The 25,030-nt window shown below is 54.6% G+C and carries 17 protein-coding genes and 1 pseudogene; 5 read left to right on the top strand and 13 right to left on the bottom strand.

Annotation, left to right across the window (positions count from 1 at the left end; translation table 11 throughout):
* Positions 1-3 precede the first annotated feature (3 nt).
* Both msrB and msrA read left to right on the top strand, forming a co-directional pair.
* Entirely contained in the window at positions 4-528 is a 525-nt protein-coding gene (gene msrB, locus A7E78_RS13715; protein ID WP_235606756.1) for a peptide-methionine (R)-S-oxide reductase MsrB, read from the top strand.
* Between the two features lie 47 nt (positions 529-575).
* Positions 576-1,232: a peptide-methionine (S)-S-oxide reductase MsrA gene (gene msrA / locus A7E78_RS13710; protein WP_083553152.1), complete on the top strand. Its 657-nt coding sequence runs from the start codon at positions 576-578 to the stop codon at positions 1,230-1,232.
* Between the two features lie 260 nt (positions 1,233-1,492).
* On the opposite strand, the gene A7E78_RS13705 is transcribed toward msrA, so the two are convergent.
* From A7E78_RS13705 to A7E78_RS13695, 3 genes are all read right to left on the bottom strand, one after another.
* Positions 1,493-2,968 (bottom strand): sensor domain-containing diguanylate cyclase, encoded by a 1,476-nt coding sequence (locus A7E78_RS13705; RefSeq protein WP_201258009.1) that lies wholly within the window; start codon positions 2,966-2,968, stop codon positions 1,493-1,495.
* A 103-nt stretch (positions 2,969-3,071) separates the two neighbouring features.
* Entirely contained in the window at positions 3,072-5,294 is a 2,223-nt protein-coding gene (locus A7E78_RS13700) for a lipopolysaccharide kinase InaA family protein (RefSeq protein WP_072284789.1), read from the bottom strand.
* 197 nt (positions 5,295-5,491) lie between these two features.
* A complete protein-coding gene (locus A7E78_RS13695) occupies positions 5,492-7,429 on the bottom strand; it encodes an aconitate hydratase (protein ID WP_072284788.1) in 1,938 nt (645 codons plus the stop codon).
* 219 nt (positions 7,430-7,648) lie between these two features.
* Here A7E78_RS13695 and A7E78_RS13690 point away from each other — a divergent pair, with 219 nt between their 5' ends.
* Positions 7,649-8,773 (top strand): mechanosensitive ion channel family protein, encoded by a 1,125-nt coding sequence (locus A7E78_RS13690; protein WP_072284787.1) that lies wholly within the window; start codon positions 7,649-7,651, stop codon positions 8,771-8,773.
* 611 nt (positions 8,774-9,384) lie between these two features.
* Here A7E78_RS13690 and ppsA read toward each other — a convergent pair.
* Together ppsA and A7E78_RS13680 are read right to left on the bottom strand one after the other, a co-directional pair.
* Positions 9,385-11,774, bottom strand: a pseudogene (gene ppsA / locus A7E78_RS13685) (phosphoenolpyruvate synthase).
* 105 nt (positions 11,775-11,879) lie between these two features.
* Positions 11,880-12,116, bottom strand: coding sequence for a DUF4911 domain-containing protein (locus tag A7E78_RS13680; protein WP_072284786.1), 237 nt, complete (start codon positions 12,114-12,116; stop codon positions 11,880-11,882).
* A gap of 85 nt (positions 12,117-12,201) precedes the next feature.
* On the opposite strand from A7E78_RS13680, the gene A7E78_RS13675 reads away from it, so the two are divergent.
* The gene (locus tag A7E78_RS13675) at positions 12,202-13,107 is read left to right on the top strand and encodes a rhomboid family intramembrane serine protease (protein WP_072284785.1); all 906 of its coding nucleotides are present in this window, start codon (positions 12,202-12,204) and stop codon (positions 13,105-13,107) included.
* Between the two features lie 448 nt (positions 13,108-13,555).
* On the opposite strand, the gene lspA is transcribed toward A7E78_RS13675, so the two are convergent.
* The 8 genes from lspA to A7E78_RS13635 form a co-directional block, all read right to left on the bottom strand.
* Positions 13,556-14,041 carry a signal peptidase II gene (gene lspA, locus A7E78_RS13670; protein WP_072285172.1) on the bottom strand — a complete coding sequence of 162 codons (486 nt, stop codon included), beginning with the start codon at positions 14,039-14,041 and terminating at the stop codon, positions 13,556-13,558.
* Positions 14,041-16,824: an isoleucine--tRNA ligase gene (gene ileS / locus A7E78_RS13665; protein ID WP_072284784.1), complete on the bottom strand. Its 2,784-nt coding sequence runs from the start codon at positions 16,822-16,824 to the stop codon at positions 14,041-14,043. Before ileS ends, lspA begins: the two co-directional genes overlap by 1 nt.
* 354 nt (positions 16,825-17,178) lie before the next feature.
* The gene (locus A7E78_RS13660) at positions 17,179-17,337 is read right to left on the bottom strand and encodes a plasmid mobilization protein (RefSeq protein ID WP_072284783.1); all 159 of its coding nucleotides are present in this window, start codon (positions 17,335-17,337) and stop codon (positions 17,179-17,181) included.
* Positions 17,338-17,694: 357 nt separating this feature from the next.
* A complete protein-coding gene (locus A7E78_RS13655) occupies positions 17,695-18,402 on the bottom strand; it encodes a type 1 glutamine amidotransferase (RefSeq protein WP_072284782.1) in 708 nt (235 codons plus the stop codon).
* Positions 18,403-18,427: 25 nt separating this feature from the next.
* Positions 18,428-20,656 (bottom strand): ATP-binding protein, encoded by a 2,229-nt coding sequence (locus A7E78_RS13650; protein WP_072284781.1) that lies wholly within the window; start codon positions 20,654-20,656, stop codon positions 18,428-18,430.
* A gap of 254 nt (positions 20,657-20,910) precedes the next feature.
* The gene (locus A7E78_RS13645) at positions 20,911-21,768 is read right to left on the bottom strand and encodes a bifunctional 5,10-methylenetetrahydrofolate dehydrogenase/5,10-methenyltetrahydrofolate cyclohydrolase (protein WP_072284780.1); all 858 of its coding nucleotides are present in this window, start codon (positions 21,766-21,768) and stop codon (positions 20,911-20,913) included.
* 203 nt (positions 21,769-21,971) lie between these two features.
* Positions 21,972-22,253: a hypothetical protein gene (locus tag A7E78_RS13640; protein WP_072284779.1), complete on the bottom strand. Its 282-nt coding sequence runs from the start codon at positions 22,251-22,253 to the stop codon at positions 21,972-21,974.
* 384 nt (positions 22,254-22,637) lie between these two features.
* Positions 22,638-23,828, bottom strand: a complete 1,191-nt coding sequence (locus A7E78_RS13635; protein ID WP_072284778.1) for an MFS transporter — start codon at positions 23,826-23,828, stop codon at positions 22,638-22,640.
* A gap of 137 nt (positions 23,829-23,965) precedes the next feature.
* Here A7E78_RS13635 and A7E78_RS13630 point away from each other — a divergent pair, with 137 nt between their 5' ends.
* Complete coding sequence (locus A7E78_RS13630) at positions 23,966-24,787, top strand: mechanosensitive ion channel family protein (RefSeq protein WP_235606753.1); 822 nt, start codon at positions 23,966-23,968, stop codon at positions 24,785-24,787.
* Positions 24,788-25,030 lie beyond the last annotated feature (243 nt).

Below are 25,030 nucleotides of genomic sequence, written 5' to 3'. Positions count from 1 at the left end.
ACAATGGCCTATCGAAGCATCTTTCAGTTGTTCTTTTTCTCCGCTCTGCTGCTATCCGTACCTTTGGGTGACGGTATTGCAAAGGCGGAATCGATTCGTGTCTTTTCAACCGAGCAAGAGGAATACGTTATGAGCGAAAAGGTCATTAAGAGCGATGCGGAGTGGAAAGCGCAACTGGAACCCATGCAGTACCATGTGCTCCGCGAAGAAGGGACAGAGCGCGCCTTCAGCGGCAAATATAACGATCACCACGAGGCGGGCATCTACACCTGCGCCGGTTGCGGACTTGAGCTGTTCCGCTCCGAGACCAAGTACGACTCGGGAACCGGGTGGCCAAGCTTCTATGAACCGATCGCTAAAGAAAACGTGGAATTGAAAACGGATCGTAAATTTTTCATAGTACGCACCGAAGTGCTTTGCCCCCGCTGCGGCGGTCATCTGGGCCATGTATTTGATGATGGTCCGGCGCCCACCGGCAAGCGCTACTGCATGAATTCCGCTGCTCTCAATTTCGTAACGTATAAATAGTCCGGGTTTGCATAAAGTTGGGTCGTGAAACAGACAAGGAGGCGACTATGAAACGACTTGTATTTCTGGTACTCACCCTGCTTGCCGCCGGACTGTTTACGGTGGTGGCCGCAGACAAAAAGGACAGGGAGATGATGCAAAATGAACGAACGGCCGCCGTGGCGGCCAACACAGAACTGGCGATCTTTGCCGGAGGCTGCTTCTGGTGCATGGAGCCTCCTTTCGAAAAACTGACGGGAGTGCTTTCCGTGACCTCCGGCTATACCGGCGGACAGAAGCTCAACCCAACCTATAATGAGGTCTCCGCCGGCGGAACCGGTCATACCGAGGCCATTGAAATTGTCTTCGACCCGTCACAAATAAGTTATCCACAGCTACTTGAGATCCTGTGGATGAACATCGATCCGACCGATGGACAAGGCCAGTTTGTCGATCGGGGCAACCAGTACCGTTCGGGGATTTTTTATTTGAATGAAGAGCAACGGTTGCTGGCCGAGGAATCGAAACAAGCTTTGGAAAAATCGGGACGTTTCGACAAGCCCATCGTCACCGAAATCGTACCGGCCTCAACCTTTTATCCTGCCGAAGAGTATCACCAGGATTACTACAAAAAAAATCCGCTGCGCTACAAGTTTTACCGTTATAACTCGGGTAGAGACCGATTCCTCGATAGGGAGTGGGGCGAAGAACGCCTCAACAAATAGGCTCGGATAACAGTGACCAGTGCTTAAAGGCCCGTCTCGCGATTGCGAAGACGGGCCTTTACATTTATCGACGGGAAAGATGACTTTTGTATCTGATTATTTTTTAGGCAAACGGATGATTCTTTTGTAAAATCACGGGATAACAAAGGCCTCTTTCAGAGCATAGGGGAGATTTTCCACAAACTCTGTGGATAACTCTGCCTCAACGAACTGCACCGGCCCAGCTACTGACCGCAATTGATTCAATCGGCCTCTATCGACTACGAGACAATGGTCGGGAAAGCTACACTCCGGTCCCTGCCCTCCTTTTTGGACTCATAGAGAGCCCCATCGACCCTCATCATAAGTTGATCCTGGGTCTCTCCGGCCTCATAACTCACCACACCGCAACTGATGGTGACCGACTCATCGGCGCCATTGTTGGTAAACACAGCCAACATATTCTGACTGCGAATCTGCTTCCGCAAGCGTTCCGCCACCTGCCAGGCATGATTCAAGTCGTTATGCACCAGAAGAACAAACTCATCCCCACCCCAACGCACTACCAGGTCGTTTTGCCGAATATTTTCGCCGGCTAGTCTGGCAATCACCTTCAACACATGGTCTCCCGCCATATGTCCGAGCTGATCATTGATCGTCTTAAAACCGTCGACATCCAACAAAATGACAGAAAAGGACGCATCCTGCCTTTTGTGGAGGTAGACAGCCGCATCAAAAAAGCGATCGAACTCCCGCCGGTTGCAAACACCGGTCAACTTATCGGTGGTGGCCATCTCCTCCAATCGGCTTTGAAACCGATTGACGGTATAAGCAGTGACGGCAAGGATCGCCAGAATAATGGCGAGATCAAAAAGCAGGTTTTTATAAAAGCTCTTGCGGATTTCAGCGATCGCCGTTGTTTCGTCCTGCTCGACAAACAGGAACCATTCAAACTCGGGGATATATCGCGAAGCCAGAAGGATATGTCGACCATTTCGCCAGAAATCCAGAGCATCACTTCCGGGCTTAATCTTCACCGCCTGCGAAGCCACCTCGCCTAATCCTTCTTGGTCGGCAATGTTGACCCGGTCTACCAGACTCTGGTCGTTGTGCACCTTGATCAATCCATCGCGATCGACCAGGTAGATATCCCGGTCATAACGTTGACGATAAGACTTGAGCAGATCAGCGACCATTTCCATATTCAATCCGACACCGGTCACCCCAAGCAGTTTGCCCTGGTAGTCGTTAAGGCGATGATTGATGAAAATAGTCAGGCTGTTTTCTTCGGCCTCATTGGTATCGACAACCAGATCATAGGGTTTATTCAGGGACTTGAAGTCGTAATACCAGACATCGTGGTCATTTTCCCGGCTGAGCTTTTTCTGCACTCCTTTGAAATGGTAATAAAGCCCGGTTTGCTCCGAGACGAAAAAGGTTGAGAAAAAACCGTATTGATCCTTGATTTCCTGCAGATAGCGCAGGACTTTGCCCTTATCCTGTTCGCCGCCAATAGCCCAGTCCTTGAGGAAGGTGTCGTTGGCCATCAGCGACGAAATAAAGATGGGGCGCATCAGGTCGGCCTGAATTTCCGAATAGATATTGTCGCGGGTCAGCGGCAGAGAATGTTCAACGATGTTTTTACGGATCGAGCGGGTAGAGACACGGTAGTGATTGACGTTGGTCAGCACAAAACCAAACACCAGCAGAATACTGACGGACAATATCAGCTTTGTTTTCAGGGTCATATGTCTCATTTAATTCTCTCTACTGAACAGGACATGATCTGCGTTAATTCAACCCAGGTCATTAAATAAGACCTTGCACCTGAACCTGCCAATACATCGGAGCATAAATCTTTCAGCGTTTTTTCTTAAGCTTCCCTTTTAGCTTCTTTTTGCCGCCTTGCTTTATGTCATAATATTTAACCGCCAACCGCCAATACGAAGAGAATGATCTTCCCCAATGCTGGCTATAACATTGGATTAACAGTTCGCGATCCGGCCAATCGAGTTTATAACAGATTCGCATCAGATCCAGAATGCGCTGGCGGCCACCAAGGGTATTTTTTACCACTTTGGCCCGACCGATATCGATCAGATAAGGGGTGATTTTACCGTCATCATCCTGGGTGAGCATAAGGTTGCCCACGGAAAGGTCCCGATGCAGGATGCCGGCATTGTGCATATTGCAAATAAAGCCGGTCAGCAAGTCAAACCACTGCTGTTTATCAAGCCCCCGGTACTCTTTTTGTCCTTGTCGAAAGGCGTTGCAGACCTGGCGCGAGGAAAACGCTCCGGGGATATATTGACAGATATAATAACTGTCCCTGACCCCGCTGAAGCGGTGACGTTCATAAAAGGCTACGGGCAAAGGTGTGCTGATGCCCTTGTGCAGCATCCTGGAGGCGGTATTCCAGTGGCGCAGTCCCTTGCTTGGCTTGAAGAGGTAAAGCAGCCGCTTACTGCCCCGCGGGCGATTGAATTTAACCGTCAGCTGTTGCTTCTCATCAAGGGGATGAGCGATATTCCACAGCCGGTTGCGCCGATCCCGCAATACTGTCAGTTCGGCTCTTTGCACCACTTCGTCCGGAGCCAACAGGTCGCCAAGCGCCGGGGACGGTAACTCGGCGATACTGGTAAAAGCTCCGCGCCAGTGACGATTTTTCCAGGGAAAGGCCTGCACCTTGGGCTGGGCAACATAGAAGACATCTGCTTTTTTCCCTGCCATCGCGGATCGGTGCTCAGGCAGCTGCTGGCCGGTCAACCGCGGGAAATCGATGAACAGCGGTCGTTCATTGATCGTCACAGGCAAATCGACGATTTTGCCACAGGCATTGGTGAAAACAGCGTCGGCCAACTGCTCCGCGCTGTACAGTTCATCCAGGCGATAGGCCTGACCGTCCCGGCACCAGCAGATATGAAACACTTCGTTTTCAGCACCGGTAAAGGCAAAATGACTGATCCCGTTGGCGTCGCTAAAAGCATGGTCGCAGTAAGCATTGCGCAGGCGCTGGGCAACATGGCCGAGGGCAAAAAATGCCGGGGTCACGGTAAAGTCCTCGATATCTCCGCGAACCCGTTTATAAAAGCTTGAATGGTCGATGGTGGGATAGTCTTCGGCCAGGTCATCAATCAGCCCATCGCGCCCGCAGATCATCGGCCCCCAGTAAACCCGGCCCAGAGAACCGCTGGTAGCAGCCAGCACCAAGTAGCGGGCCAGGTAATCGACCTTCTTATCCTGCGGATAGAGAGACCAGCGCCGCAGCCGTTTGGTCGACCAGAACTTGCAGGTCGAAAAAAACTGCCGGCAACCGACCCTCTTTCCCAAAGACTTTAAGATACGCGCTTTTTTGGCCAGATTGAATTTTAGCAGGTTGGTCGCCCAGCGCCCAAGGACACGATGGTCATAGGCCTCGGGTTCAACCACCCGCTCGACAAACAAGTTGTTGGTATGAATATCGGGGGCTCGTGAAAGACGCCCCATGGCGGACAAAATGGCGGCGTTGTAAAACGGCTCAAAATCCTGGATATTTGGCCCGGCCAGAATGACGGCATGGTCTTTTGCCGCTTCGCAGGCGATCTCCCAGGCCTGCAGATAGCTGCGAGGATGAAAACCGGACCATTTCTTGCGGTTGGGGGTGCTTCCAATCTCGAAAACCGCAACACGCTGGGCGTAGCGGCTAAACACCTCGGCAACAAAGGACCGCCATTGTTCCTGCACGCCCTTATCCGCAAGCATTTCTCTGGCCATCTCCAAGGGCGGTAAAACGACCAGGGTTACCTCAAATTTCTCAGAAAGAAGTTTCTCAAGAAACCTGGCCGCCGGGCCGTCAAAACTACAGTAACTGAATCCCAACCGCACATTATCAATGCCAAGTTCTCTAAGACGTTCCAAAACATAATCATCGCAACGCTCGTCTTCGGAGGAGGCGATATTTATACCGAAAAAATCATCGGGAATTCGCAGGGAGTCCTGATATTTATGACTCCGACGGCCCCAGGTAAAGGGCGAGAGCATGCTGGTGATGACATCGCCTATGGCGAGGGGTAAACAATAACGGCGTTTAAGGGATTCGTTCAAAACAGAAAAAGCCTGTCAGTAATAGTTTTCGGTTCGAATATACGGCATTCGCCATGTCACCGGCAAAAAAATCTGCACACGGGTGACAGATATTTCCTATGGGAAAAGTCACATCAAAACAACCCGTGTTACTTACACCAGCCCTTGCATCTCTGTCAAATCAAGAGACGGCTACAGGTGTGTTTCTTGGCCCTCTTTTATTCCACCAATTCCTGCCGTACGCGATTCAAGGTTCCTCCTGCCAGCAAGCTCAACCGCTGACGTTGCGACACATTCAGCAGGGTGATGATTCTTTCACCATTCAAATGTACGGGAATTTCCGTTTCGCCATCTTCGATGAGCTGCCGTACATTCTCAATGGTCAGTTCCATCCCCTCTTCTAAACGATGATAGTCATCTGGATTTTGAAAAGTCAGCGGTAGCACACCGAAATTACACAGGTTGGCCTGATGAATACGGGCAAAGCTCTTGGCCAGTTTAAGACGCACGCCAAGATAACGCGGAGCCAAAGCGGCATGCTCGCGACTGGAACCCTGACCGTAGTTATCGCCACCCACCACCGCCGCCTGGTTCAGGGATTGGCATCGAGTGTGGAAATCGGGATCAAGCTGATAGAAAACGAATTCGCTGATTGCCTCGATATTGGATCGCAGCGGCAGAACCTTGTTGCCGGCGGGCATGATGCCATCGGTGGAGATGTTGTCGCCAACCTTAATGGCTACAGTCAGCCGCAAACTCTCGGGAAGGGGCTCAAATTCGGGAAAAGGTTTGATGTTGGGGCCGCGCACCACCTCGGTCTGGTATAACTCCTCGCCGGGATAGACCACCGACGAGCGGTCGATGACCCGCTTTTTCGGCTCTTCGACGAACGGGTATGTCATCTTCCGGCCAAGGTCCCGGGGATCGGTGATCATTCCGGTCAACGCAGCGGCTACCGCTGTTTCGGGGGAACAGAGGTAGACCTGATCGCCCTTGGTGCCGGAGCGACCAGGAAAATTACGAGGAAAAGTACGCAAGCTGACCTGGCCGGTGCCGGGGGCCTGGCCCATGCCTATGCAACCGAGGCAACCGGACTGATGAATCTTAGCCCCCGCCATCATCAGCGGCAGAATACCGTCAGCCTCGGCAATGTTCTCCAACACTTGACGGCTACCGGGATTGATGTGCAAATCGGTCTCCGGGGCGCTGTGGCGCCCTTCGAGGATGCGCACTACCCGCAACAGATCCTTATAGCCGCTGTTAGCACTGGACCCGACGATGACCTGATCGACTTTTGTGCCGGCGACCTCGGCCACCCTCACCACCTTGCCCGGAGAAGACGGGCAAGCGATAAGAGGTTCAACGGTAGCAAGGTCGATCTCGTCGTATTCATCGTAACGGGCACCTTCATCGGCGGACAAAGGCTGCCAGGCTTCTTCCCGGCCTTGAGCGGCCAGGTAGGCACGGGTCTGTTCATCGGAAGGAAACAGCGAACTGGTAGCACCGAGCTCGGTGCCCATGTTGCCGATCGCCGCCCTATCCTCGACGGACAGGGTGGCAACTCCGGGGCCGTAGTATTCCACCACCTTGCCCAGGCAGCCTTTGACGTCATAACGGCGAAGCATCTCCAGGATCACATCCTTGGCGCTCACCCAGTCGGACAATTTTCCCGTCAGTTTCACCCCCAGCACCTTCGGACAGGGCAGATAATAGGGGCGGCCAGCCATGGCCAGAGCCACGTCGAGGCCGCCGGCCCCCATGGCCAGCATCGACAAGCCCGCAGCGGCCGGGGTATGGCTGTCGGCGCCGAGCAGGGTCAAGCCGGGCCGACCGAAGTTTTCCAGATGCACCTGGTGGGAGATCCCGTTGCCGGGGCGGCTGAAATGGATACCGTAGCGAGCGCAGGCGCTCTGCAGATAGCGATGGTCGTCGGCATTGCGAAAATCAGTCTGCAACAGGTTATGATCAACATACTGGGCGGCCAGATCGACGAGCACCGTTTCGAGACCAAGGGCTTCGAATTCGAGGAGAGCCATGGTGCCCGTAGCGTCCTGCAGCAGGGTATGGTCGATACGAATGGCAATCTCTGTGCCGGGCTCAAGAGCCCCTTCCACTAGATGGACAGCGAGAATCTTTTCGGTCAGATTGTGAGCCATGAAAACTCCCTTATCAAGCGATAATCCACGGTGGCAATACGATAAAAAGACGGGAAAGATCAAGGGTTGCTTGCAATCCCGGCCCCCTTCTGTTAAGTAAAAAGCGGCTTATTATAACCCGGTTCTGTAAATCAGGGGCGAGAAAAGAGTGCAAGTGTTTGTCTTGCTCTAATCATGACTCAATTACTCACCCAGGTATCAGTCAATGGAGCAATTAAGATGAGCGAATTCTTCGCCACGTTGGAAGCTATTCTGCGGGAAACCTTTCTTGGCATCAGCCTGAGCCGCTTTGCCGGCGCTTTTCTGGTACTGATCGGTGCCCTCGTATTGAAAAGGGTCTTCGCTCACCTGTTCGTTAAAGTGATTTTCCCCCTGGCGACGCGCACCAAGAGCCGCTATGACGACCTGTTTTTGCAGAGTATTCGCAAACCGGCGGAATTCCTGCTGGTGATCATCGGCTTGTTCGTCGCTCTGCAGATTCTGCAATTACCTACCGAACCCGCCGATCTGCGCCGAGGTGCCTACGGTTTGCTCAAGGGACTGGTCACCTTCGATATCGCCTGGGCCCTTTTCAATTTGGTGTCTATTCTCGAAGCCTTCCTCTCCGGTTGGGTGAGTAAAACCGAATCGACCCTCGACGACCACCTGCTGCCCTTTATTCGCAAAAGCGCGCGCGCCTTCATCGTCTTTTTGGCCCTGATCATGACCATTCAGAATCTCGGTTATTCCATCTCCGGCCTTCTCGCTTCTCTCGGTATCGGTGGTTTGGCGGTAGCCCTGGCTGCCAAAGACACCCTGTCCAACATCTTCGGCTCGATAATGATCATTCTCGACCGCCCTTTTCATATCGGCGATTGGATCAAGGCCGGCGACATGGAGGGCACCATCGAAGAAATTGGCTTTCGTTCTACCAAGATCCGCACCTTCGCCAAAACCCTGATCACGGTTCCGAATAACATTATTGCCAACCTGTCGGTGGACAACATCAGCCGCATGCCCAAACGGCGCATCAAAATAACCGTAGGAGTAACCTACGAAACCAGCCCGGAACAGATGCGTCTGGCCGTCGAAGGGATTCGTAAATTATTGCGCGAACATCCCGCAATCGACCAGGATTTCTTTCTGGTCAACTTCACTGATTTCAACGCCTCGTCTCTCGATATTCTGGTCTACTGCTTCACAAAAACCACGGTCTGGGGTGAGTATCTCGACGCCCGCGAGGACGTCTGCCTGAAGATCATGGACCTTCTCGAGGCCCACGGCCTGGAGATCGCCTTTCCCAGCCGCACCGTCTACCTGCGCGGTGCCGACGAGGAAGAAACCCTGCCAATGGTGGAACACTGAGAAGACACTTGAATCTGGTTATGCATTTGCCTGCAGCAGCGGTGGCTGACCAAAAAACCAGTTTTACCACCCGTTCACTTCGTTCACTAGAGATCACAGAGAAAATCTGTTGCTTTAACTGAATTTCTCTGTGCCCTCTGCGGTGCAAACATTTGACCTTGCCAGGTTCTAAGTAAATAACCAGGGACGGATTTTGAAACTATCAGCGTTCATCTGCGTCCCGACATGTTTTGACCCTCGATCTGGACGCTGATAAAATCCGATGCTGCGCATATCCTTCCTTGTCCACGGAATACACGGAACACACTGAAAAGCTCTCCAACCATTCCGTGCTTTCCGTGACTTCCGTGGACCGATGGCTCCTGATAATCCTGTTTGTTGAGGGGGAAGAATGTGGACTTTCTCCGTGTCCTCCGTGAGCTCTGTGGTAAATGCTCTTGATTCCACGGGGATCAACAGGCCCAAGTGAAATGACCCGGTTTCCAGTCTTTGACCTTATCTGCGTTCATCTGCGGCCCGTAAAGCCTTTGTCCCCTGATTCGGACGCAGATAAAACCGGATGCTGCGCATTCGCAGATCAAGCAATGCCAAAAACATTTACAATCCGCCCCCTACCCCTCCAATCTTTTTTCCAGTTCCAACACCCGCAGGGTGGTGGAAAGCACCGTGTCGGCGGTAAGAGACAGACTGTCGATGCCACACTTGACGAGAAATTCCGCAAACTCGGGGTAGTCACTGGGCGCCTGACCGCAGATACCGATCTTGCGACCGGCCTTTTTCACCCGGGCGATTACGTCGGCGATGGAGCGGGTCACCGCGGCGTTACGTTCATCATAGAGATGGGCGACGATCTCCGAGTCGCGGTCGAGACCAAGGATTAGCTGGGTCAGGTCGTTGGAGCCGATGGAAAAGCCGTCGAACAGCTCAGCGAATTCCTCAGCTAGAATCACGTTAGCGGGTATTTCACACATCACGTACAGCTCCAGGCCCTCCTCGCCCTGCTTCAGTCCGGCCTGGGCCATGACCTCGATCACCCGCCGTCCTTCATTCACCGTGCGACAGAAGGGCACCATCAGCTTGATGTTCTTCAGCCCCATCTCCTGCCGCGCCCGTTGCATGGCTTGGCATTCGAGGAGAAAGCCCTCCCGGTAGCGTTCATCGTAGTAACGGGAGGCGCCGCGAAATCCGATCATGGGATTGGATTCCTCCGGTTCGAAATCCTGCCCGCCGAGCAGATTGGCATATTCGTTACTCTTGAAATCGCTCATGCGCACGATGACGTCGTTGGGATAGAAGGCCGCTGCGATGGTGGCCACCCCCTGGGCGAGTTGATCGACAAAGAACGCCGCGCCATCGCTATAGCCGGCGGTCAGTGCTTCGATACGCTGCCGTTCCTCGCTGTCCGTCACCCGTTCGGGATAAAGCAGGGCCATGGGATGGGCCTGAATGGCGTTATTGATGATAAATTCGAGACGGGCCAGACCGACCCCGTCGTTGGGGATGCAGGCCAGACTGTATGCTTGACTGGGGTCACCGAGGTTGAGCATGATCTTGGTCCGTGGCCGCTGAAGTTCCTGCAGATCGGTTCGCTGGATATCATAGGCCAGTTCACCTTCATAGACGACACCGGTCTCTCCTTCGCAGCAGGCGACGGTGACCCGCAGCCCTTCGGCAACAGCGCTGGTGGCATCACCGGTGCCGATCACACAGGGGATGCCGAGTTCGCGGCTGACGATGGCCGCATGGCAAGTGCGCCCACCCCGATTGGTGACGATGGCCGCCGCCCGCTTCATGATCGGCTCCCAGTCGGGATCGGTCATATCGGTAACAAGCACGCTGCCCTCGGTAAAGCGCCTAATCTCTTCGGCGTTTCGAATAACCATCGCCGGACCACACCCGACCTTGCTGCCTACCGCCCGCCCCTCGGTCAAGCGCCGGCCCGTTTCCTTGAGGCGATAGGTTTCCATGACGTTGGTGGCAGCAGCCGACTGAACGGTTTCCGGCCGCGCCTGCAGAATAAACAGCTCCCCGGTTTGGCCGTCCTTGGCCCATTCGATGTCCATCGGCCGGCCGTAGTGAGCCTCGATGGTACAGGCCATACGCGCCAACTCCAGCACTTCGTCATCGCTCAGGCAAAAACGCCGCCTATCCTCGACAGGCACCTGAATCTCTCGGGTGCCTTTAATTCCCCCGTCCGGGGCATAAACGATCTTCTTTTCCTTGCTGCCCAACCGTCGGGATAAAATCGGCTGGTAGCCTTCGCGCAAGGTCGTCTTAAAGACATAAAACTCGTCGGGATTGACCGCGCCGCGCACCACGTTCTCTCCCAGGCCCCAGGCCGCGTTGATCAACACCACATGGGGAAAACCCGACTCGGTGGCGATGGTGAACATGACCCCCGCGCAAGCAAGATCGGACCGGACCATTTTCTGCACCCCGATGGACAAGGCTACCTCCTGCTGATCAAATCCCTTGTCCTCCCGGTAACTGATCGCCCGGTCGGTAAACAGGGAGGCGAAACAATTGCGACAGGCCAGCAACAAGTCATCGGCCCCCCGGACATGCAGAAAGGTTTCCTGCTGACCGGCAAAGGAGGCGTCGGGCAGATCTTCGGCGGTGGCACTGGAGCGGACTGCTACGTCGCAGTCAGAACCGTATTGCTCTTCGAGTTGAGCGTAGGCCGCACGAATCTCCTGGCACAGTCCTGCGGGAAGCTCCGCATGGCGAATGGCCCGGCGGATGCGACTGCCGACATAATTCAGGCTGGCCAGTTGGTCTTTGTCGAGTTCTCCGAGCAATGCTTCGATCTGTCGGTCGAGGCCGGTCTCGCTCAGAAAAAGGCGATACCCCTCGGCGGTAATTGCAAAACCGCCGGGCACGGAAATCCCCCATCGCCAAGAGCGGTGATCATCTCACCGAGGGAGGCGTTCTTGCCACCAACCAGCGGCAGGTCGGTCAAACGAATATTCTGAAACCAGCGGATCATGTTGGCTTGCGTCATCACCCCACCTCCGTTAGATTGATGGATATAAGGAGCAAGTGAACCCTGCCTCACACCTTAAAATCTACCAGAAAACAGGATGCTGACCATGACCAACGGGGGGATTTACAGAGGTGGGTATTCTGAGGCCGACGGCGGGGCCACCGCAGTCATACTGCATTCTTCGGCCAACGCCGCCAGCAGGCCTTGTGCGTCCTCACGGCGGGAAGCGGGATAGGCAATCTCGACCAGTGCCTGGCGGTTATCCAAGGTACGCACGAAAGCCAGCCCGTCGTAACTTTCAAGAATAAATCGCAAATAGCCGATCTGCCGACGGGGCAAACGATAGTAGCTCTTTAGCAATGGATACTCCTGTGCAGAATTTTCCCAGCGACAAATCACCCACGGATTCACCAAGGGATGTAAACCTACCCCAGAGGCCACCTGGGTGACCATCGACCCGCGGGAGGTGGACGAACATTTGAAGGTCCCCCTTGCCCGCAAACGGGCCCGGCTATGGGCCTTGGTTCTCGAAGCCCGGGGGCTGCCCTACAGCCTCGAACAGCAGGGGAGACTCTGGTTACTGCGGGTGCCGGAGAAAGAACAGCCCCGGGCTCTCGATGAATTGCGCCGCTACGAAACGGAAAACAGCCACTGGCCGCCCCCCCTGACGCCACCGATGCCTCTGCAAAACAACAGCCTAGTCACCCTGTCCTTACTGGCGCTGCTCGGCATCTTTCACAATCTGGTTGTTTTGCACCTTCCCGGGATTCACAGCCTGAACATCGATTTGCTGCAACTCGGCAACGCCGATGCCGGAGCGATCCGTGCCGGCCAATGGTGGCGGGCCGTCACCGCCCTGACCCTGCATGCCGACGGCCTGCACCTGCTCGGCAATCTATTGATCGGCGGCTTCTTTATCGATCGCCTGAACCGCGAACTCGGAATCGGTCGAGGCTGGTCCCTGGTGCTGATGTCCGGGACGCTGGGTAATTTGATCAACGCCTTCATACAACCGAGCAACCATCGCGCCGTCGGCCTGTCGACGGCCGTCTTCGGCACGGTGGCCATTCTAGCGGTGCGCAGCGTCTATCACCATCGCCGCAGCCTGCGGCGACGCTGGCCCCTGCCCCTGGCCGCGGCGCTGGCTCTGCTCGGCCTGCTCGGCAGCGGTGGGCAAAGAACCGATATCGGTGCCCATTTGTGGGGCTTCGTCGCCGGCCTAGGACTGGGCTGGCTGAGCAGTCTGCTCTGGCCTTCAGGGCCGACAGTCAATGGCCTGAGCAACCGACTGGTCGGGTTAGGAAGCGCGGCGCTGGTGGTCGGCGCCTGGCTGATGGCGTTCAGTCAGTAATCCGTAATCCGTTATCAGTAATCCGTTATCAGTAATCAGTTATCAGTAATCAGTAACAAGAAAATATCATATCCAATGAAAAACCGCCCCGCTGTCCTTGCGCGGGGCGGTTTATATGTTTGAGCTTTACTGAATACGGGGCCGAAATCTGACGATCAAAAACCTTCCAAACCGGCGGGTCGCGTCCCGCCAGACGCCTTCCTTTTTGCCCAGGCGGCAACAAAAAGGAAGCAAAAAATGCCTGCCACTGCGTGGGGCAGCAGAGTGTCGGTAAGGGAAACACCAACTACCGTTAAAACGTATCCTGCCTACGGTAGATTCTTTGCCACGCTCTTCTATTGCGAAAGGTCGATGCTAACACCATTGGCTCATATCTTCTGCCACCTTGGTGCCCATCTTTTGCTGGGTTTTAAAACCCAACTACACAACGGCTAAACCGTTGCGGAGATCAGTCCCGCTTCGCCTGTCGTTCTGCTTGCCATAGGCCGAGTAACAGCAGACCTACCCCGACACAAATGGCGATATCGGCCACGTTGAAGGCCGGCCAGTGGTGTCGATACCAGTGCACATCGAGGAAATCGATTACCTCGCCAAGTCGAATCCGATCCACCAGGTTGCCAAGGGCGCCCCCGAGAACCAGACTTAAACCGACCTGCTGCCCCCTCTGAGAGTCCTCGACCTGGGCCAGATACCAGAAGATACCGACCACCGCCAACAGGGCCACGCAGATAAAGAACGGTACTCGAAAGGCGCTGTCGGCGAACAGGCCAAAAGCCGCCCCCTTGTTGCGCACATAGGTGATATGGAAAAAGTTCTCCACCACCTCCACGGACTCATAGATAGCGAAGCGCCGATCGATGAAGATCTTGCTGAGTTGGTCGAAAAAGACCACCAATCCGGCAATGGGCAGGGCCAGGCGCAAACGGTTTATCATCATGAGGCCGCCAGGGCTTCCCGGCAACGCTGGCAGGCACCGGGATGGGTCTCATCGGCACCGACGGTAACCGAATAGTTCCAGCAACGCTCGCATTTGTCGCCCTGAGCCTTCTCAATACGGATTTTAAGGCCGGGCACCGCCTCGCCGACCTGGGAGGTTTCCAGGTTCGTGGAGAGTTCCGCCTGGGAAACAATAAACAGTGTAGCCAGTTCCTGCCGATACTCTTCCAGCAGTTCGGCCACCGGCCCTGCCGGCGCCTCGAGCAGGACCCGGGCATCGAGGGAATGACCGACCATTTTGTCGTTGCGGGCCAATTCCAGAGCTTTGCTCACATCGGAACGAACCGCCAGCAATTGCTGATAACGCTCGTTAAGATCGGTATCAATCAGGCTGCTTTCAAAACGGGGGAAACGGGCCAGATGCACACTCTGCTCCCGTTCACCAGGCAATTCCTGCCAGATTTCCTCGGCAGTAAAGGACAGAACCGGAGCCACCAGCCGAGTCAAGGCATCGAGAATGCGATACATGGCGGTTTGGGCGCTGCGTCGCGCCACGCTCTTGGCCGGCGACACGTAGAGCCGGTCCTTGAGCACGTCGAGATAAAAGGAGCTCATCTCAACGCTGCAGAAGTTATGCACCGCATGGTAAATGACATGAAACTCGTAATCGTCGTAAGATTTTTCCACGCGGGCAACCAAACCCTCAAGTTGACCGAGGGCCCAGCGATCGATCTCCAGCAGTTCACCGTCGGCGACACTGTCCGTCGCCGGATCGAAGTCGTGAACATTGCCGAGAATATAGCGGGCGGTGTTACGGATACGCCGGTAGGCGTCAGAGATACGCTGCAGGATCTCCTGGCTGATGCGGATATCGTCCCGATAGTCTTGAGCCGCTACCCACAGGCGCAAAATCTCGGCGCCGAATTTCTTGATGACCTCCTCCGGAGCAACCACGTTACCCGTCGATTTGGACATCTTCTTACCCTGGCCGTCGACCACGAAACCGTGAGTCAGTACCGCCTTGTAGGGAGCCACACCGCGGGTACCGACAGAAGCGAGCAGGCTGGAATGGAACCAGCCGCGATGCTGGTCGCTGCCTTCCAGGTAGAGTTCCGCCGGCGTATTGAGATAGTCGCGGTTTTCGAGAACAGCAGCGTGGGAAACTCCGGAATCGAACCAAACGTCGAGGATGTCGGTCTCTTTGACGAATTCGCTACCGCCGCAAGAGGGACAAACGGTACCGGCCGGAACCAGCTCGGCGGCCTCCTTCTCGAACCACACGTCGCTGCCCGTTTCTTCGAAGATATCCGCCACATGATGCATCAGCTTGCCGTCCGTCATGGCCTCACGGCAGCTGGCACAATAGAAGATAGTGATCGGCACCCCCCAGCTGCGCTGGCGGCTGATGCACCAGTCGGGGCGTTTTTCAATCATACCGTAGATGCGTTCCTGGCCCCAGCGGGGAATCCACTGCACATCATTGATATGTTGCAGAGCCTTGTCGCGAAGATCGTTGGCCGCCATGGAGACGAACCACTGCTCGGTGGCGCGGAAGATAACCGGCTTTTTGCAGCGCCAGCAGTGAGGGTAGCTGTGGGACACCTTGCTCTGCTGCAGCAGAGCGCCGACCTCCTCCAGCTTGGCGTTGACCGCCTCGTTGGCATCGGCCAGCTTCATGCCGCCGAAGAACTCGAGATCCTTAACATATTTGCCGTAGTCATTAACCGGGTTGAGAATCTCCAAGCCGTAAGCGAGGCCGACCACATAGTCGTCCTGACCATGACCGGGTGCGGTATGTACACAACCGGTACCCGCTTCGAGGGTGACATGATCGCCGAGAATCAGCAACGAATCCCGCTGATAAAAGGGATGGCGGCAGGCCTTGCGCTCGAACAGCTTGGCATCGAAAGTGGTTACCACCTTGTAATCGTCGATGGCCAACGCGCTCATGACGCTGGCGACCAACCCTTCGGCAAGGACCAGCAGCTCATCCCCGGTTTCAACGACGGCATAAGGCAATTCCGGGTTGAGGCAGACCGCCAGGTTGGCCGGAATGGTCCAGGGGGTGGTGGTCCAGATAACAAAGGACAAGCGCCGCCCAGCCAGTTCCGTCAGCTCTTCCGGCAGCTCATCGGCAAAGGGAAACTTAACGAAAATCGATGGTGAAGTGTGATCGGCGTATTCGACTTCGGCCTCGGCCAGGGCGGTGACACAGGAAGAACACCAGTGGATGGGCTTCTTGCCCTTGAACAGCCCGCCACGCTCGGCGAAATGAGCTAGCTCGCGGGCGGTGGAGGCCTCGTAGTGCTCGGTCATGGTCAGGTAGGGACGGTCCCATTCGCCGAACACACCGAGACGCTCGAATTCCTCGCTTTGAATCTTGACCCATTCGGCGGCATATTCACGGCAAGCCTTGCGAATCTCGGTCTTGCTCATTTCCCGCTTCTTCTTGCCGAGTTTTTTGTCGACCATCAGCTCGATGGGCAAACCATGGCAGTCCCAGCCCGGCACATAAGGGGCATAGAAACCCTGCATACGGCGGCTTTTCAGCACTACGTCCTTAAGAATCTTGTTCAGCGCATGTCCGATATGGATGTGGCCGTTGGCATAGGGAGGGCCGTCGTGCAAGGTGAAGTTAGGCAGGGTTTTCCCTGTCTCTTCAAGCTTCTGATAAAGCCCGTCGGCCTGCCACTTCTCGAGCATCTGCGGTTCCCGTTTGGGCAGATTGCCCCGCATGGGAAAGTCAGTTACCGGCAGATTGAGGGTCGTTTTATAATCCATATCGCTGCTCCCGCGTCACTTTCATGGGTGAAAATCAAGTCAAACAAGTTAGCAAAACAGCCGCATAAGTACAAGAAAAAAGGCCTCCAAAAGGAGGCCTGAATTCAGGTACAGGGCGTCGGTGACAACGCTAAAAACAAGGTTTAAACTTGATTATTTTCCAAAACACCATGGGGGGGGGGACTTTTTGCGATGCCATCAATCTTGACGCTTTCACAAAAAGACATGAGATGGCTAATCAAAAAATTCGTCCTACAAGGCCTGGTGTTTTTTCAGGAGTGAAGGCATACATCTAGTATGTCGAAGGCCTGAAAAAACACCGTAACGCCGTAGGGCGGGCTTTTTGCGACACCATCAACCTTCGACCTCCGTCAATCCCAGCAGACTTCTACGCAACAGATTGGAAATATTAGTTCCCGACTGCTTGGCCAGCTTCTGCAGTTTCTCCATTTCACGGTCGTTGATACGACAGGAGACAATAAACTTTTTAGGATTTTCAACGGATTTACCCATAACACGACTCTCCAAGAAACTATGGCAAACAAATCATACCCGGACCGGGTCTTGATCGACAAAAAAAAACGCATAGACGTTTTTCTGCAAAGCTGTTGCCACAAATTCTGTCCGCACAAAAATTCCTGAACAACTTCAACCATTACAGATACTTATAAAACCGGAGTTAAAAGATCATGGCGGCCACCTATTTGGAACAAGCGTTTCAATCAGACACAATCCGCACCGGAGCGCTACATTCTTGCTCTTGCCGCAGCTATTGATAGCATCACAGAAAACCGCCCTCGAAGCATAAAAAAACGCCCACCGCATAGTTGCGGCAGACGCTTTTGCCCGGGACAACAAACATCAAAACGGCTAAACAGACCCGTCAACAGCCGACAGACCGTCGAGTAAACGATAGAGGCTTTCATGCAGACGATCAAAGGTCGCCTGCGGGGTCGCCAGCATCTGCTCGACACTCTGTACATAGCTACCGGGAAGAATCTCCTCGCCACACTGCTCGATAAGCCGCTCCATACTCTCCGGGGTGACCTCAAAATGGAATTGCAAACCGAGCACCCGATGGTTATAGAGAAAAGCCTGCTGGGCACAGGCGGTACTGCTGGCCAGGGAGACCGAACCGGCGGGCAGATCAAAGGTATCTCCGTGCCAGTGATAGGCTTGCAGAGGTTCGTCCAATTCGCCGAAAAGCTCCGATTGACGCCCTGCCTCGGTCAAGCTCAGCGGCCACCAACCGATTTCCCTCTCGGCCCCGGCATAGACTTGAGAGCCTAGCCGGTCAGCCAGCAACTGAGCGCCAAGACAGATACCAAGAAGAGTCTTCCCGGCAATCAGAGCCTGGTCGATATAAGCTTTTTCCGTCTTCAACCAGGGATATTGCTTTTCCTGGTAGATGTTCATCGGCCCACCCATGATCAGTAACCAATCAAAATCCTCGACCCCAGGAAGCCTTTCCCCTGCATACAATCTGGTCAGGGTCATTTGATGGCCCCTGGCGGAGGCCCAGTTCGCAATGGCGGCAGGCCCCTCAAAAGGCACATGTTGCAAACAATGAATTCTCATCCCATTTCTCTCCGCCGGCACCGATCTACAACAAGGCCGACATGGCGTTTTCCTCCACCAGACTAAAGGTCACCTTGGTCCCCTGGCCGAGGGAGCTCTCTACCATGATCTGACCGCCGTGGGCTTCGACGATGTTCTTGGCGATAGTCATGCCGAGACCCAAGCCGCCAGCGGCGGAGTTGGATGCATCGACCCGAAAAAACTTATCGAAAATCTTCTCCAGCTGTTCCGGCGACATGCCAACCCCCTGATCCTCCACTGAAACCCGAAATTCGGGACCCAGTTTGCGGCACTTTACCGAAATTCGACCGCCATCGGGTGAAAATTTCACAGCATTGCTGAGCACGTTGTCCAGCACCTGCAGCACCTTCCCTTCGTCGATGTCCATTTCCACCGATTCTTTTGGCAACTCGAGCTCAAAACAATGCCTGTTCTGTACCTGCCGGAAAGGGGTCACTGCCCGCCGCACCAGATCGCAAAGATCGCAGGGACGTTTTTCCAGGGCCACCCCCTGGCCAAGTTGCGCCCGGCTGATATCGAGCAGATCGCCGATGATCCGCCTCAAGGCGTCGCTCTTTTGAAAAATGATCTCCAAGTAGTGACGTTGCTGCTCGGCATCAAAACCACCGAGCCGATCCTGCCGCAAAAGGATTTCCGCAAAACCCATGACTGCTGTCAGCGGTGTGCGCAGCTCGTGGGCGGCGGTGGCGATAAATTCGTTTTTGAAACGATCAATCTCCCGTTCACGGGTAACATCCCGCAAAATCGAAATAGTTCCCGAACGTTGCCCGGTGGCGTTCTCCACATACCCGGTATGGGCCTGGATCAAAACCGGTTTGCGGGTAATTGGATCAACAATCTCCCATTCGATCTGTCGGCGAGGCCTGCAGCCCGGCTGCAAGCGGGTTCCCGGCAATCCTTTCTGCGGCAACACCGAACGCACCGCCTGCCCCTGCGCTTGCTCAAAGGTTACCCCCAGCAACTTTTCAGCGGCACCGTTCATCCGGATAATGCGCTGATTCATGTCGGCAACGATCAGACCTTCAGTCATCGACTTTAGAATGAGGTCGACGCTGTCCCTGGTCTGTTCCGCCTCGACAAGGGCTTGCTCCAACTCCCTCTTGACCCGTTGCCGACCATGGATATTCCAGACCAGCAAAAGAGTAATAATCGTGAGTAGAACCAGCGCCACGCCCCCGAGCCACAGATAGCTCTTCTCTATGGCATAGCGACTGGACGGGCTGTTAATTACCTGACTTCTGGGCGGCAAGTCCTGCACGGTTAAGCCAAAACGGACCAATTCACGATGGTCGAACATGTATTGATTGGCACCGGAGGTGATCACCGGCAGATTATCGACCGGCATACCGTCCAAAATACGCAACAGCAATCCGGCGGCCAGGCGACCTTGTTCTGCGGCAGAGATTAATTTGCCGCCGACAATGCCGTGTCCAAGGAAAAAATCCCAAAATCCGTAGATGGGAACCGGGCAGGCGGCTCGCAGCGCCTCGCTGCTTTTGGCAAAGGACAGGGGCTGGCCGGCGGCATTCCGGACCACGACGCTCAACAGCACCAGGCTATCGGCCCCCAATCCCTTCAGCCGGGTTTGCAGCTCTTCCAACGGCACGTCGTTCCAGAAAGAGAACTCCACCCCCGGCGATACGCGTCCGGGCAGTTCCTGCAATCGCTGTAGAATCAAGCGACCGGTGGTTGTCCGCTGGTTGCCGACAACCACCACCTTCCTGGCAGTGGGGTGCAGCTGAAGCGCCGTCTGCAGGGTCTCGAGATAGGCCGGTTGCTCTGCAACGCCGGTAATCCCCCGCTGGCCACGGAGCATGCTTTTATCAAAATTATTGATCCCGCAAAAGACTACCGGAACATCCGGCAGCAACTCCTGGCGAATCCCCAGTACAAAATCGAGTGCCCGGTTGTCCGAAACCAGAACGGCGCTGAAACGTCGGCCCTTGAGTTTGTAACGGTAGAGGTCCCTGAGGGTCTGTTCGTAATAGAACGATTCGACATACCGCTTGGCATCCAGATATTCTATCTGAACATCAATATCCGGGTGGACTTTCTTAAGCTCACCGAGTAACACACTATTGATGTTTCCTGTCCATCCCAGCTCGGGATGATAGGAATGTACGATAAGGACAGAGGGAGACTGCTCACCGGACCAAACGGAATCAGAACGGAACACTCCAAATACCGTCAGAGCAAGCAGCAAAATCAGCAGAAAATATTTTTTAATCCACATGAATATTCCACCAGTCAAGCCAGACAAACAAACTTTTCAAGCCACTACAGCGGCATACTATAGCGCATCAATCTCCCGGCGCCAGAGCCGACAATATTTTTCTACTGAATTAAAAGATGTCTTAGCCATCCCATTAAGTTTTTACGAATGCTTCTTAACAGGGATAAGTAAAAGCACCCGCGCTACTGGTGAGTGCGGGTGCTTACGGGTCATTTTACCATAAAACAATTACGAAACCGTTCAACATCGCGCCATCAACTTAAGCGCCGTTCCGCGGCCAGCATCGTATTGCGCAGCAACATAGCCACCGTGGTCGGGCCGACTCCGCCGAGACGCGGGGTGATCCAGCCGGCTACCTCACCGACCTCTTCAGCCACGTCGGGCAACAACTTACGTCCTTCCCAGCTGATGCCGCCACTGATCACTACCGCCCCCGGCCGCACCATATCCGGCTGAACGATACCAGGGCAACCGGCTGCAGCGATGATGATATCGGCCCGCCGGGTATAGGATCCCAGATCGGCGATACCCGAATGAACTACGGTTACCGCGGCATTGGCAAAGGGTTGCTTAAGGGTCATGAGCAGGGACAGAGGGCGCCCCAGGGTCGGTCCGCGACCGATGATCACCACCTCCTTGCCTTCCACGGCAATCTGGTAATGTTTAAGCATCTCGCGGATGCCCGCCGGGGTACAGGGTACCGGCCCCGGCTCCTGCAATACCAGGCGGCCGAGATTGACAGGATGCAAACCGTCGGCATCCTTATCGGGATCCATCAGCAAAAGAGCTTCGTTGAAATCAAAACCGCCGGGCAGGGGATACTGAATGATATAGGCGTCGACATCAGGGCTTTCGTTAAAGTCCTTGACCGCCGCCAGCAGATCGGCCTGACCGGCACTGGCAGGGATTTCAATATGGAACGATGCGATCCCTACCGATTTGCAGGTTTCGCGCTTTTTATTCACATAACTGACACTGGGACCGTCATCACCCACCAGAATGGTCCCTAGGCCGGGGGTAACACCGCGTTCTTTCATCACCGCAACACGGCTGGCAACATCCTCCAGCACCGCTTCGGCGACCACTTTTCCTTCCAGCAATTCCGCTGCCATGAAAACTCCTTTTCTACCGCTGTAAAACTATAAACTGTATCGGCCGAGGTCTTCGGACCAGACCCGCCGGGGAAGATTCTTATCGGGCCCTAGACTAAACCGGATGCCAGCCCGATTCAACCGCAAACTGTCTGACTTAAACAGCAAAACTCCCTGCGATTCATAGGGACAGGGAGTTAAATCCTTCGAAAAGTTGAATTTGCTCAGTCAGTCACCGCCATTGAAATACCGTAACGCTGCGCCTGTTCGTAGCACTCCATGTCTTGATCGTCCATATCCGTCTGCGGCAACAGCACTTCCTCCGGCGATCGTTCCAGGCCGTCTGGTTGCCAACCGTTCTGCACCAGGTAATGGTGAGCTCGACGCAAGGCGCCATCTGGGCTACGGTCAACGACCCAAAAGCGAACCAGTTTTTCTTCGGTCAGACTGTCGACAGGCCCGTCCAACTCTTCCCGGGCACGAAATTCCAGATAATAGGTCTTCATAAGATTCGCAATCATTCCGCTAAGTAAAGATCGCCGTTGCCGCCGCTCGGAGCGACTAGGCTATAATGGATTTACAATCCCTGTGCTGGAAGATCTAGCCCCTTTTACATAGCAGATTCTGCCACAAAGACCAAGGGGCTCCTACTGGAGTCCTCTTGATTACGGAGAAAACCTCATAAAACAGCCGAGGATAATCCGGCCACCCCTCTTATGCCAAAGCAACACAGAACTCTTCCGGCGCCGGCAAGGCCTCATGGCAGAAAAAGTGACCATGGTCTGCTAAGCGACCTCAAACTGGAGCAGCATCTACAGCAAATACTCCGCCAGATTTGACAACTTCTCAGAGCTGCTACTTGGCGGCAAGCACCCGAAAAAACCAGTTATTTATTTGACACAGACGTTATCGCCACTTCGCCACAGAACCAGTAACCCCATCAGCAAAGCCCCCCCGGCGACCAGAAATAAAACAGGCAACCCGAACCATTCGCCGATCAAACCGAGCATCACCGAACCACTGAAATTTCCGGCATCAAGAGCGCCAGTATAGATACCGGTCACCTTACCGCGAACGGCCACCGGCTCGCCGCGAATCGCCCAGGAATTGAGGGCCGGATAGAGCAAGCCGTGACCGCAACCGGCAGCCAGCCCCGCAGCGGCCAAAGCAAGTTGCCCATGCACCAGGGCCAAAGCCAACAAGCCACAGCCGGTGATACTTAACGCATAGGGTACGATGCGACGCTCTCCGAAACGGTCGGCCAGTCTTCCCCCCACCAGTCGCACCAGAACCGCCGCCGCCGAATAACAGAGAAAATAGAGGGAGACGAAGACAATACGTCGCTCCGCGGCCAGCGGGGCGACAAAATTACCGGCAGCGGCCAGGCCGAAACCGAACAACACCGCCAGTATCGACACCAGCACCATTTTGGGACGCCGCAACACGGCGAAGAAGGAAACTCTGCTGGCCACGATGCCGCGAGTCAGGGTTTCGGCAAGCGGCAAATGACAGACCAGGCCGACCGCGGCCAGACCGCTGGCGGTAAAGAAAAGAGCCGGTTCCCCCCAGCGATCGAGGGCCAGTTCCGCCAGACTGGGACCCACCGCTAACCCGACCAGGCCGGAAATGCCGAACATGCCGATACCTTCATTGAGACGAGCCGGAGGCACAATGTCGGCGACGTAGGTAAAGCAAGCGGTAAAACAGAGGGCCAAGCCAATGCCATGGACCACACGCAGCAACAGCAACAACAGATAGATATCGGACAAGTCGTTGCCCAGAGCCAGATAGACAAAGGGCAGCAGGGTCATCAGCGAAGAACCGATCGTGTAGCTATGTTTTCGCCCCAACCGGTCGATGAGTTCGGCCACCCAAGGCCGGCACAGGGTAGCGGCCAGGGCAAAAACGCCCATGATCAGACCGATATCCGCCTCGCTGCCGCCGTAAGCTTTAATCACCAGGGGAAACAGGAAAAACACCCCGAAGCTGGCCGCAGCTGCAAAATTAGCCAGCGCCATAGCAATAAAGGAAGGGCTGTAGAGACGAGGTGTATCTGATATACATATTAATGACTTTCGCATCAAACCCCTTTATAACCCCTTGCGTTTAAGCAAACACCTATTGTTTAATACTTCCAATAAGACAATTTCGATTATAGTAATTAAAACTTGCTAGACTGAACTCTGCAGGCAACCCACTTATTCCCCAAGGAGGAAACATGAACATGGATTCTGTCAATGCCTGGTTGACCGTCTACGGCATTCGCATCCTCGGTGCCGTTGTTATTCTGGTACTCGGTATCTGGTTCAGTAAGCTACTGACCAAGCTACTGCGCAAGGTTCTCAAAAAGCGCAGTGTCGATCCGACCTTGATTGGCTTCACTGGCAACGTGGTCTACTCGGCCCTCCTGGTCTTCGTGATCATCGCGGCTCTCAACCAAGTCGGCTTCCAAACCACCTCGCTGATCGCGGTGATCGGTGCCGCCGGCCTGGCCGTCGGTCTGGCTTTGCAGAGTTCCCTGTCCAACTTTGCCGCCGGGGTCATGATGATCATCTTCAAACCCTTTAAGGCCGGCGATTTCATCGAGGGCGGCGGTACGGCAGGCGTTGTCGAGCAGGTCCTGATTTTCAGCACCCAACTCAAGACCGGCGACAACAAGACCGTTATCGTACCCAACGGCGCCCTGCTCGGAGGCAATATCGTCAATTACAGCACCAAGGGCACCCGGCGCCTAGACCTGGTAATCGGCGTCGGCTACGACGACGACATCCGCAAGGTCAAGGAAGTGCTGCTCGACATCATCTCCAAAGACGAACGATTTCTTAAAGATCCTGCTCCGGTGGTCGCAGTACTTGAACTGGCCGACAGCAGCGTCAACTTCGCCTTCCGCCCCTGGGTCAACGGCAGCGATTACTGGCCGACCTATTTCGACACTCTCGAGACGATCAAACTACGCTTTGACGAAGAAGGCATCTCCATCCCTTACCCGCAAAGCGACGTTCATATGATTCCGGCACCGGCAGACAAACCGGCGGTCTGAACCTAGCTCCAACAATATCATTATTTGCAACCGACAAGCCCTGGGAAAGGCCCGCCTTTCTCAGGGCTTTTTTGCGGAAAAGCAATCAGCAATCAGCAATCAGCAATCAGCAATCAGCAATCAGCAATCAGCAATCAGCAATCAGCAATCAGCAATCAGCAATCAGCAATCAGCAATCAGTAATCAGTAATCAGTAATCAGTAATCAGTAATCAGTAATCAGTAATCAGTAATCAGTAATCAG

Origin of the sequence: Syntrophotalea acetylenivorans, assembly GCF_001887775.1 — a bacterium.
GTDB lineage: Bacteria > Desulfobacterota > Desulfuromonadia > Desulfuromonadales > Syntrophotaleaceae > Syntrophotalea_A > Syntrophotalea_A acetylenivorans.
This window is presented reverse-complemented; position numbering and strand designations above follow the sequence as displayed.

Coding starts and splice junctions, on each gene's coding strand:
- msrA (WP_083553152.1), top strand. CDS start 576: ATGAAACGACTTGTATTTCTGGTACTCACCCTGCTTGCCGCCGGACTG.
- A7E78_RS13695 (WP_072284788.1), bottom strand. CDS start 7,429: ATGGCTCACAATCTGACCGAAAAGATTCTCGCTGTCCATCTAGTGGAA.
- A7E78_RS13640 (WP_072284779.1), bottom strand. CDS start 22,253: ATGAAGACCTATTATCTGGAATTTCGTGCCCGGGAAGAGTTGGACGGG.
- A7E78_RS13690 (WP_072284787.1), top strand. CDS start 7,649: ATGAGCGAATTCTTCGCCACGTTGGAAGCTATTCTGCGGGAAACCTTT.
- A7E78_RS13635 (WP_072284778.1), bottom strand. CDS start 23,828: ATGCGAAAGTCATTAATATGTATATCAGATACACCTCGTCTCTACAGC.
- lspA (WP_072285172.1), bottom strand. CDS start 14,041: ATGATAAACCGTTTGCGCCTGGCCCTGCCCATTGCCGGATTGGTGGTC.
- A7E78_RS13630 (WP_235606753.1), top strand. CDS start 23,966: ATGAACATGGATTCTGTCAATGCCTGGTTGACCGTCTACGGCATTCGC.
- ileS (WP_072284784.1), bottom strand. CDS start 16,824: ATGGATTATAAAACGACCCTCAATCTGCCGGTAACTGACTTTCCCATG.
- msrB (WP_235606756.1), top strand. CDS start 4: ATGGCCTATCGAAGCATCTTTCAGTTGTTCTTTTTCTCCGCTCTGCTG.
- A7E78_RS13660 (WP_072284783.1), bottom strand. CDS start 17,337: ATGGGTAAATCCGTTGAAAATCCTAAAAAGTTTATTGTCTCCTGTCGT.
- A7E78_RS13650 (WP_072284781.1), bottom strand. CDS start 20,656: ATGTGGATTAAAAAATATTTTCTGCTGATTTTGCTGCTTGCTCTGACG.
- A7E78_RS13705 (WP_201258009.1), bottom strand. CDS start 2,968: ATGAGACATATGACCCTGAAAACAAAGCTGATATTGTCCGTCAGTATT.
- A7E78_RS13655 (WP_072284782.1), bottom strand. CDS start 18,402: ATGAGAATTCATTGTTTGCAACATGTGCCTTTTGAGGGGCCTGCCGCC.
- A7E78_RS13645 (WP_072284780.1), bottom strand. CDS start 21,768: ATGGCAGCGGAATTGCTGGAAGGAAAAGTGGTCGCCGAAGCGGTGCTG.